Origin of the sequence: Aquisphaera insulae (assembly GCF_011064615.1) — a bacterium.
GTDB classification, from domain to species: domain Bacteria; phylum Planctomycetota; class Planctomycetia; order Isosphaerales; family Isosphaeraceae; genus Aquisphaera; species Aquisphaera insulae.
Genome location: NZ_JAALJH010000039.1, coordinates 69,898 through 80,902 on the forward strand (window position 1 = coordinate 69,898; position 11,005 = coordinate 80,902).

General features: G+C 67.8%; 6 protein-coding genes. 4 read left to right on the forward strand and 2 right to left on the reverse strand.

Annotation, left to right across the window (positions count from 1 at the left end):
- Positions 1-9 precede the first annotated feature (9 nt).
- Together G6O54_RS20090 and G6O54_RS20095 are read left to right on the forward strand one after the other, a co-directional pair.
- Positions 10-1,308: a hypothetical protein gene (locus G6O54_RS20090; RefSeq protein WP_205678933.1), complete on the forward strand. Its 1,299-nt coding sequence runs from the start codon at positions 10-12 to the stop codon at positions 1,306-1,308.
- A gap of 127 nt (positions 1,309-1,435) precedes the next feature.
- Complete coding sequence (locus G6O54_RS20095) at positions 1,436-5,425, forward strand: DUF6797 domain-containing protein (RefSeq protein ID WP_165227448.1); 3,990 nt, start codon at positions 1,436-1,438, stop codon at positions 5,423-5,425.
- 73 nt (positions 5,426-5,498) lie between these two features.
- On the opposite strand, the gene G6O54_RS20100 is transcribed toward G6O54_RS20095, so the two are convergent.
- Positions 5,499-6,779 (reverse strand): DUF1501 domain-containing protein, encoded by a 1,281-nt coding sequence (locus G6O54_RS20100; protein WP_250846995.1) that lies wholly within the window; start codon positions 6,777-6,779, stop codon positions 5,499-5,501.
- 46 nt (positions 6,780-6,825) lie between these two features.
- The gene (locus G6O54_RS20105; protein WP_165227449.1) at positions 6,826-8,490 is read right to left on the reverse strand and encodes a DUF1549 and DUF1553 domain-containing protein; all 1,665 of its coding nucleotides are present in this window, start codon (positions 8,488-8,490) and stop codon (positions 6,826-6,828) included.
- A 344-nt stretch (positions 8,491-8,834) separates the two neighbouring features.
- Here G6O54_RS20105 and G6O54_RS20110 point away from each other — a divergent pair, with 344 nt between their 5' ends.
- Positions 8,835-9,392 (forward strand): sigma-70 family RNA polymerase sigma factor, encoded by a 558-nt coding sequence (locus G6O54_RS20110; protein WP_165227450.1) that lies wholly within the window; start codon positions 8,835-8,837, stop codon positions 9,390-9,392.
- Between the two features lie 11 nt (positions 9,393-9,403).
- Positions 9,404-11,005: serine/threonine-protein kinase (locus G6O54_RS20115; protein ID WP_165227451.1), on the forward strand; the 1,602-nt coding region annotated here is incomplete at its 3' end.

Genomic DNA, 11,005 nt, shown 5'->3' on the forward strand with positions numbered 1-11,005 from the left:
GACAGGGTCGTGCCGTTCGCGGTCAGCGTGGCCAGCCTGGTGGTCCTTCCTCTCGCTACGGCTTGGGCCGCCGAGATCCCTTTCGAGCGTGCGCCCATCAACTACCTGACGGCCACCCCGGACGACCCGGTGGCGAGGCTGCAGGCGAAGCTCAAGGCGGGGACGGAAGTCCTCCGTCACGACGGCCGGACGGGGTATCTCCGCTCGGTGCTTTCCGCGCTCGAGATCCCGATCTCGTCGCAGGTCCTGGTCTTCTCCAAGACGAGCTTCCAGCGGACCCGGATCGCGCCGGAGACTCCCCGCGCGATCTACTTCAATGACGACGTCTACGTCGGTTTCGTCCAGGGCTCCGAGGTCCTGGAATTCTCGGCCGCCGATCCCGCGCTCGGGGGGACGTTCTACCTGCTCGAGCAGGATCGCCATTCGAAGCCGTCGTTCCAGCGGCAGACGCACGACTGCCTCCAGTGTCATGCGTCGGCCAGGACCCAGGACGTGCCGGGCCACCTGGTCCGATCCGTCTATCCGGATGCGTCCGGCCAGCCGGCCTTCAACGCCGGGACCTTCTCGACGAGCCATGAGAGCCCGCTCAGGGAGCGATGGGGTGGCTGGTACGTCACGGGCACGCACGGGACCCAGGTCCACATGGGCAACGCGCTGGTGACCGACCGCGAACATCCCGAGAAACTCGATCTTCGCGCGGGGGCGAATCTTCTGGACCTGTCGAAGCGATTCGACACGTCTGCCTACCTCGCCCCGGGGAGCGACATCGTGGCCCTGATGGTCCTGGAGCATCAGGTCAAGCTGCACAACCTGATCACGCTGGCGAACTATCAGGCGAGGCTGGCCGTCGAGTCGGCGCGGGAGATCAACAGGGCCCTGGGCGAGCCCGAGGATTTCATGTCGGAAAGCACGGCCCGACGGATCAACGGGCCGGTGGAGGAGCTGGTCCGGTACATGCTCTTCCTGGATGAGGCTCCCCTGTCCGGGCCGGTCCGCGGCACGTCGACGTTCGCCGCGGACTTTGCAGCCAGGGGCCCCAGGGACGGCCGGGGACGCTCGCTCCGCGACTTCGACCTGAACACGAGGATGTTCCGCTACCCGTGCAGCTACCTGATCTATTCGAGGGCATTCGACGCCCTGCCCGCCGCGGCCCGCGACCGGGCCTACCTTCGACTCTGGGAGGTCCTCAGCGGCAAGGACCGGGGCGCGGCGTTTGAGCGGCGGACGCCCGAGGAGCGGGCGGCGATCCTCGAGATCCTCCGGGCGACGAAGCCCGGGCTGCCGGACTACTGGAAGGCCGGCAACTGACAGGTTGCCGACACCTCTCGGTCCGGCTACCCTGAACCGACTTCGAAGTCGAGCATCCCGCCCCCGCCGCCGGTCCCGCCCGGCCCGCGAGTCGTGGTAACCAACGACCATTCATGGGGACCCGATCATGATCCCGACCGTACGCACGCGATGCGCGAGGAGACGGGCCGTCGCCGTGGCCCTCCTCGCCTGGATCGGACCATGGGCCGCCGCCGCCGGTGCGGCCGCGGCCGCCGATCCGCCCCCCGCCGCGGGGTCCTCCCTCTTCGCTCGCGACAACCTGATCGCGTGGTGCATCGTCCCTTTTGATTCGAAGAATCGGCCCCCCGAGGAGCGGGCCGCGATGCTCCAGAAGCTGGGCTTCCGGCATTTCGCCTACGACTGGCGGGCCGAGCACGTCCCCACGTTCGACGCCGAGGTCGAGGCCCTGAAGCGGCATGGCGTCGCCCTGGACGCATTCTGGGCCCCCGGCGAGCTGAATGCCGACACCCGGAGGATCCTCGACCTCCTCAAGCGGCACGGGATCAAGGCCCAGCTCTGGTCGCTCCTCGATTTCGGCCAGGACAAGGCGACCGGGGCGGAGCAGGAACGCAGGGTCCAGGCCGCCGCGGACAGGCTCCGGCCGCTCGCCGAGGAGGCCGCGAAGATCGGCTGCACGGTTGGCCTGTACAACCACGGCGGCTGGTTCGGAGAGCCGGAAAACCAGCTCGCCATCCTCGACCGGCTGAAATCGCAGGGCGTCACCAACGTGGGGATGGTCTACAACCTCCACCACGGCCACGACCACCTCGGCCGGTTCGCCGCGGTCCTCCCGAAGATCAAGCCGCACCTGTTCGCGCTCAACCTCAACGGCATGGACAGCGGCGGCGATCGGGTGGGGCGTAAGATCCTCCCGCTCGGCCAGGGGGAGCACGACCTGGAGCTGCTCAAGATCATCCGCGACAGCGGCTACCGCGGGCCGATCGGGATCCTGGGCCACACCCAGGACGACGCCGAGGCACGCCTCAAGGACAACCTGGACGGCCTGGACTGGCTCCTCCCGCAGCTCGAGGGCAAGCCCGCCGGTCCCAAGCCAACCCCGAGGACCCCCGTCCCGCCCCGCCCGTCCGAGAAGGCGGCGGGCACGGGCCCGAACGCCATCCCCGCCGAGGCCTCGGCCCTGGCCGCCAGCGCAAGGAAGGAGGGCGATCCCCGGCGGGGGGTCGCGGTCTTTCTCGATCCCAGGTTCAGTTGCACCAACTGCCACCGCGTCGGCGAGGCCGGCGGGACCATCGGCCCGGAGCTGACCACCGCCGGGGCCTGCCTGACCCCCGAGGAGCTCGCCGAGTCGGTCCTCTTCCCCCGGCTCAAGGTCAAGCCCGGCTACGAGGCCATGGCCGTCTCCACCGAGGACGGCAAGACGTTCCAGGGCTACCCGATCGAGTCGACGGCCGATTCGATCGTCTTCAAGGACGCCTCGGCCGGCCACATCGTGACGATCCCCAAGCGATCGATCGAGGAACAGCGCCCCGTCGGGACCGTGATGCCCGAGGGGATCGCGGCCTCAATGACCCCGGCCGAGCGGCGGGACCTCGTCCGCTTCCTGATGGAACTAGGCCGTCCCGGCGGCTCCGGCTCCGCGATGGTCGCCCGGGGATCGCACGTGCCGGCCTCCTTCACCTTCGACCGCCGACCGATCCATCCCGAGCAGTGGGACCACTGGCAGGAGCCCGTCAATCGCGATCGGGTCTATGACTTCTACGCCAAGGAAGCGGATGCCTTCCGCGGCAAGTCCCCCCTCCCCGCGGTGCTCCCCCCCTACCCCGGCCTCGACGGCGGCAGCTTCGGCCACTGGGGCAACCAGAACGAGACGACCTGGGCCGACGACCGCTGGAACAAGACCGTGCTCGGCTCGGTCCTCTGCGGCGTCTTCCGCGGCGCGGGGGTGACGGTGCCCAAGGGCGTCTGCGTCCGGCTGGGGGACCGCGGCGAGCTCTCCGCCTGCTTCAACCCGGAGACGCTCTGCTACGAGGCGATCTGGACCGGCGGCTTCGTCAAATTCTCGGCCACCCGGCACGGCTTCATGGACGGCCTCATCATGGACGGCTCGCCGCTGCCCCGCCCCGAGGGCCGGAAGCCCGAGAAACCCTTCCAGTATCTGGGCTTCTACCGCAACGGCCCGCGCGTCGTCTTCGCCTATCGGATCGACGGCAAAGACTACCTGGATGAAGCGGGCGTCGCCGGAGGGAAGTTCAAGCGGACCGTGCGATCCGCCGGCGACGAGGAGCTCTCCCGCGTCATCAAGGGCGGGCCTCCCCAGTGGCCCCAGGTCCTGACCACGCGCGGGTCGCTCGGCCGCGGCCGGCCGTACGCGATCGACACCATCGAGCCCCCCTTCGCCAACCCCTGGAACGCCCTGCTCTTCTTCGGCGACCACGACTTCCTCCCCGACGGCTCCGCCCTGATCTGCACGATGCAGGGGGACGTCTGGCACGTCGAGAACCTGGACGACACGCTCTCCGCCGTCCGCTGGAGGCGGTTCGCGTCCGGGCTGCACCAGCCCCTGGGCCTGGTCGTCGTGGACGGGAAGGCCCACGTGCTGGGACGCGACCAGATCACCCGCCTGCACGACCTCAACGGCGACGGCGAGGCCGACTTCTACGAGTGCGTCAGCAACGCTTACGACACCTCGCCGGCCGGTCACGACTTCATCTGCGGCCTCCAGCGCGATCCCTCCGGGGCTTTTTACACGGCCTCGGGCAAGCAGGGCATCCTCAAGATCGCGGCCGACGGTCGATCCGTGACGGTGCTGGCCACCGGGCTCCGCAATCCGGACGGGGTCTCGCTGACCTCCGCCGGCGTCCTGACCGTGCCGAACTCCGAGGGCGAGTGGACGCCGACGTCCATGATCTGCGAGGTGAAGCCCGGCGCGCACTTCGGCTACGGCGGACCGAAGGACGGACGCCCCCCCGATCAGCCGCTCGTCTACCTGCCCCGCGGGCTCGACAACTCGAGCGGCTCCCAGGTCGAGGTCACGAGCGATTCCTGGGGCCCGGTCAAGGGGCTGACGGTCCACCTCTCCTTCGGAGCGGGGACCGCGTTCCTGGTCCTCCGCGAGCCGATCGACGGGATCTCCCAGGGGGCGGCGATCCCCCTGCCGGGCGACTTCGCCTCGGGCGTGCACCGCGGGCGGTTTCATCCCCGCGACGGCCAGCTCTACGTCAGCGGGATGAGCGGCTGGGGGACCTACACCTCCGCGGACGGCTGCTTCCAGCGCGTCCGCCATACCGGAGAGCCCGTCCAGCTACCGGTCGCCAGCCAGGCTCACGAGAACGGCATCCTCCTGACCTTCAGCCGCCCCGTCGATCGCGCTATCGCCTCGAATCCCTCGAATCACCTCGCCCAGGCGTGGAACTACCGGTACAGCAGCGCCTACGGCTCCCAGGAGCTTTCGCCGAGCCATCGCGGCCTGCCCGGCCATGACGTCTGGCCGATCCAGTCGGCGCAGGTCCTGGGGGATGGCCGATCGCTCTTCCTGGAGCTGCCCGACCTCCAGCCGGTGAGCCAGCTCCACCTCCGCCTCAAGGTGGATGCCGGCGATCCCGTGGACGCGTTCCTCACCGTTCACAAGCTGTCGGCCCCGTTCACGGGCTTCCCGGGCTACAGGCCGGCGAACAAGACCATCGCGGTGCACCCGATCCTCGCCGACCTGCTGGCGCTGAACGAGGTCAAGGTCCCCAATCGCTGGAAGGCCAGGATTGCCGGCGCCCGCGAGATCCGGGTCACGGCCGGCCCCAACCTGAGCTTCATCCCGGCCGCGCTCACGGCCAAGCCTGATGAGCCGATCAAGCTGGTCTTCGCCAATCCGGACGTGGTCCCGCACAACTGGGCCCTGATCCGGCCGGGGACCCTCGCGAAGGTCGGAGACCTGGTGAACAAGATCATCGCCGAGCCGGACGCCGCGCTCCGCCACTACATTCCCAAGGGGGAGGATATCCTGGTCTATGCCGATATCACCGATCCGGGGACCGAGTTCGCGATCTCGTTCCGGGCCCCGTCCGTCAAGGGGCGGTATCCGTACCTCTGCACCTTCCCCGGCCACTGGATGGTCATGAACGGGGTGCTGACGGTGGAATGAGGTCCGGCCGCGGCCGGGGAGAAAGGAGGACAGGCATTCCTGCCTGTCCCGCATCGAGCCCGGCAACCGGGTGCTAGCCGATCAGCTCCTTGATCGGCTGCCCGCCGTCGACGACCTTCATGGGCCGGCCGCGTGGGGTGGTGTACTGGGTCTCGACGTTGATGTTCATGCTCTTCGTCATCGTGGCGACCAGGTCCATCACGCCGACGGGCCGATCCACGACCTCCACGCCGTCCTTGTCGGTGGCGCCGATGACGTGGCCCCCCTTCAGGCCGCCGCCGCCCATGACGACCGACCAGCTCTTGGGCCAGTGGTCCCGGCCGGCGTTCTGGTTGATCCGCGGCGTCCGGCCGAACTCGCCCATCCAGACGACCAGGGTGGAGTCGAGCAATCCCCGCGACGCCAGGTCGGCCACCAGGGTCCCCATCCCCTGGTCGAGCTCCGGCAGGAGCCGCTGAGAGAGGGTGTCGAAATTATTCGTGTGCGTGTCCCAGCCGCCGAGGGCCACCTCCACGTAGGTCACCCCCTGCTCCACCAGCCGCCGGGCCAGCAAGCAGCCCGACCCGAACGAGCCCTTGCCATACGCCTCGCGAATCGGGGCCGGCTCGGTGCTCAGGTCGAAGGTGTTCTTGAGCTTCGAGTTCATCATCCGGATCGTCTTGCCGTAGACGGCCTTGTGGTCGCTGGCCATCTGGCTCTTGCGCTGGCCGACGAAGTCGTTCTCGAGCGCGGCCAGCATGTCGAGGCGGCGGGCCATCCTGTCCCCGTCTACATCCGCGGGGGGCCTCAGGTTGGCGATCGGCGCGTTCGGATTCTGGATCATGAACGGGGAATACGACATCCCCAGGAAGCCCGCGCCTTGCCCCGGTTCGTTGATCGCGACGCAGTGGGGCAGGTCGAAATTCCGGAGCTGTTCCCCCAGCTCGAAGGCGCAGATCGATCCCCAGCCCGGGTGCACCACCGTCGGGTTCGGGACGTACCCGGTGTGCATCAGGTAATTGCCGCGCTCGTGGTTCCCTTCCTTGGAATCGAGGGAGCGGATGACGTTCAGGTGGTGCATCTGCTTGGCGACCTTGGGCAGATGCTCGGTGATCTTCACGCCCGAGGCCGAGGTGTCGATCGGCCGGAACGGGCCGCCGTTCTTCTCGCTGTCGGGCTTCAGGTCCCAGATGTCCAGGTGACTGGGGCCACCGGACATCCAGAGCACGATGCAGCTCCGCTGATTGCGTCGGGCGGTCTCCGCGCCGGCCCGGAGCGACGAGAAGAACTGCATGGCCGGCACGCCCATGGCGGTTCCCGCCAGGTGGCCCAGGAAGTGGCGTCGGCTGGGATTCGTCAGGGGGCGAGGGGTCACGGGTTCGGCTCCTTCGGTCCCGGGTCGGGACCAGGTCGCGTCGGGCTCAGTGGATCAGGATGAACTCGTTGGAATTGAGCAGGGCCCAGAACAGGTCCTGGATCACCCGAAGCGAGTCGGGGTTGTTCTCCAGGTAACGGACGGCGCGGTCCGCTTCCTTGCGTCCGGGGGGGCGGCTGAGCGCCGCGTAGTAGACCTGATTCACGAGGAAGGCCCCGGGCGAACGCACCTGCTGGGCCTCCTCGACGATCCCCTCCAGGAAGCTCCCCCCCTTGCCCGAGAGGGCGTCGTTCATGAGCTCGCCGTTCATCATCATGAGGGCCTGGGGGATCGTCCCCTGGAAGTTCGTCGATTCCTCCCCCTCGTCGTTGCCGAAGGCGAAGGTGAACTGGCGGAGCCAGGCATCCCGCTTCCGGTCGCCAGTGAGGGCGTTTCCGGTCCGATGGGCGCCGGTGGCGGTGAGGAGCGAGTCGAAGAGCTGCTCCGGGGTCATGGGCCGGAGCTGCATGACCTGGAAGAGGCTGTCCTGCTTCTCCGCCCCCTTCGGCTTCAGGCTTGCGACCTGGTAGGAGCGAGACGCCGTGATCCAGCGGATGAGCTGCTTGACGTCGTAGCCCGACGATCGGAACTCCAGGGCCAGCTTCTCGAGGATCTCGGGCTGGACGGGGAGGTTGTGCGGACCCATGTCGTCGACCGGGTTGACGAAGCCCCGGCCGTGGAAGTGCGCCCACGTCCGGTTGACGAAGGCCCGCGCCAGGGATTCGTTCTTCGGGTCGGAGATCAGCTTGGCCAGCTCGTCGCGGCGGTTGACGTCGCCGTTCTGGCTGATCTTCCGGCCGTCCAGGAAGCGGGGGAAGGCGATGCCCACCAGTCCGTTCCGCTTGTCGTAGCGGACGAAGGCGTCGGTCGGCTGGTCGCGGAGCTCGGTGTGGTCGTAGGCTTCCAGGCCGGTGTCGTTGACGGCCGTCTTGTCCTCGGTCTTGAGCCCCTTGAAGAACGCGTTGATCCCCCAGAAGTCCGCCTGCTTCCAGTCGTTCGACGGGTGGTCGTGGCACTGGGTGCACTGGATCTGCTGACCCAGGAAGAGCCGGGTCGTCCTCGACGTCAACGGGACGGCCTCCCCTTCCAGGTGGGCGAGCGTGTAATTGACCGCGCCATTCTCCTTGTTGGAGCCGGTGGCCGCGACCAGGTCGTGGACGATCTCATTCCAGGGCCGGTCGGCCGCAAACTGCTTCCGGAGCCAGCCCGCGAGCGCCCCCCGGTCGACCGTCCGCCCCTGGTTCCCCCGCCCGATCAGCAAGACGGTCCAGACGGTCCCCATGTTCTTGGGATAGTCCGGGTGCTCGAGCAGCGAGTCGACCAGCTTCTCGCGCTTGTCCGGCTCCTTGGTGGTGAGGAACGCCCGGGCCTCCGCGACCGACGGGATCCGACCCACGACGTCCAGGTAGACCCGCCGCAGGTACTCCTCATCGGTTGCCTGCCGCGCCGGGGTCACGCCGGACTTCTTCCAGCTCTCCTCCAGAAGGCGGTCGATGAAGGCCGCCCGGCCCGGGTGGCGGTCGGCGGCCGCGGATCGGGTCGGTGAGGATTTCGGCGTGTCGGCGGCCCGGGCCGGCGCGACGGCCGGCGCGGCCGCCAGCAGCACCAGGCACGCCAGATATCCCGGGCGCAGCAAGCCCTGGTCGTCTCGCCATCGTCTGAGGCGAATCATGAAGCTCTCTCCGGAGGCGCCATGCAGACGCCGGGAAAGGAGGCCAAGAGCCGGCAGTACGGTCGTTTCGGTGTGCTCACCGCCCGGGGGCCGCGGGTGGGCCATCCCGGAATATGATCCACGAAGTTACGCACCGTGGATCGATGCGTGACTGACCCTTAGAGGAAATTCTAGGCCCGTACTCGGCCCAAGAACAGGGTCGCCGGTCACAAATGTCTGCAAGAAGGAATTCACCGACGCATTGTTCCGTGGGGAATCGCGCGTTAAAACCGGTACGAGGCGCGAAACCTCGAACGAAACCGAACCCGGAAATCCAAGAGCCGGTCCATTCAGGGTACTTCGTCGTGTCTCACGATCAAACCGCGCCGCCGCGGCCCCTGGAGAAATTTCGCGAGTATCTGCACCTGAAAGCCCGCCTGCAATTAGGCGAGGGCCTGATCGGCGATCAGGACGCGTCGGACCTTGTCCAGCGGACACTCCTGGCCGCGCACGAGCACGCCGCCCAGTTCCGAGGGACCACGGCCGGCGAACAGGCTGCGTGGCTACGCAGCATCCTGGCCAATCAGATCGCCGAGGTCGGCCGACGGGTCGGCCGACACCCTTCGACAACGACGTCGATCAACGCGATGCTCGACCAGTCGTCGGTCCGCCTCCTCAGGTCGCTCCGCGGGGGAGATCCGTCGCCGGAGACCGAGGCGCAGAAGCACGAGGATATGGCACGCCTGGAGGGCGCGCTTCAGGAACTGTCTCCGGATCAACGGGAAGCGGTCGAGCTCCACCACCTGTACGAACAGCCGATCTCCGATGTGGCAATCCTGATGGGCCGGAGCAACCAGGCCGTGGTCGGCCTCATCTATCGGGGTTTGCAGAACCTCCGATCGTTGATGCTCGATTCTGCGTGAGGGGCAAGCTCATGATGGCCGGCGACGAGATCACCTGGCACGGGCTCGAGGATGAGCAGGTCTGCGAAGTGCTCGCCGCCTACTTCGAGGAACTGGAGGCAGGCCATGGCCCTGACCCTCGGGAGCTGATCGCACGGCATCCCGAGATGGAATCACGGCTCAGCGAGTTCTTCTCCGCCCGTCGGATGGTGTCGGGCCTGGCGAAGCCCGATCACGAGAGGGGGTTCGCGGCGACGGCGATCGATGCCGAGCCGATCGCGGGCCGTGCTTCGTCGCCCTTCGACGGATCGCCGAGCGTCGACAAGGCGGCGGCAGAGGGCTACCGAATCCTGGGCGATCACCTGCTATTGAACGCGATTAAAGGCGGCGGAATGGGACTGGTGTACCGGGCCTGGCACCGGAGCCTGCGACGGGTCGTGGCGGTCAAGGTCGTCCGTTCGGGGCAGTTCGCCACGCCCGCCGAGCGGAGGCGGTTCCAGGCCGAGACCGAGGCCGTGGCGGCGCTCGACCATCCCAACATCGTGCCCATCCACGATGTCGGCCACGACAACGGATGTGACTACTACAGCATGAAGTTCATCGAAGGCTCGAGCCTGGCTGACCGCCTGGGCGACTTCCGCGATGATCCCCGCGGAGCGGCGAGAGTGGTCGCCTCGGTGGCGCAAGCCATCTTCCACGCCCACCAGCGCGGAGTGCTCCACCGGGATCTCAAGCCCTCCAACATCCTGCTCGACGGCGACGGTCAGCCTTATGTCACGGACTTCGGCCTGGCTAAGCGAGCGGGCGACCCGGAACTGACCGTCACCGGGGAGGTGCTCGGCTCTCCGCCTTACATGGCTCCCGAACAGACCGCGGGCACGCGGGGGTGCACGACGGTCGCGACCGACGTCTACGGCCTGGGTGCGATCCTCTACGCCTTGCTGGCCGGCCGCCCCCCATTCAGGGCCGGATCGGTCATCGAGACCATCGATCTCGTCCGGAGCCAGCCCCCCGCCCCGCCCCGGAGGATTAATCCGCTCGTCGATCTCGACCTCCAGACGATCTGCCTGAAATGCCTGGAGAAGGATCCGGATTCCCGCTACCCCTCGGCCCGCGAGCTGTCCAATGACCTTCAGCGTTGGCTCGGCGGCGAGCCGATCCGGGCGCGCGCCGCGTCCTTGTCCCGCCGCGCCTACCTCTGGTGTCGCCATCCCGACCGCCAGAAGCAATCGGCCTTCCTGGCGTTCCTCATCGGACTTTACCTCTGCGTCTTCTGCATGTTCGGGATGACGCTGGTCGGGAGCGGGGTCACCGCCTGCCCCAATCCCCCGCTGCAGCTGCTCTTGCTCTCATGCTGGCTCGTCCCCGGTTACCTGCCTGTCGTTCTCTGGTCCTGGCTGGCTCGTCGAGGCCGATGGTGGGCCTTCTGCCTGGGCCTCGTCCAATCCGTCGTCCTGCTCACGGTGCTCAGCCTGTTCATGCTGAGCCTCTGCTCGTTCGGCACCCAGGACCTCTTTGTCGAGAATCCCTACGAACGGTCGTTCAGCCACTCCTCGGTCTTCGCCATCTTCCTGCTTCTCACCCTCTCATTCGCGGAGGGGACGTACTCGATGTTCGCAAATCGCCGCTGCTCC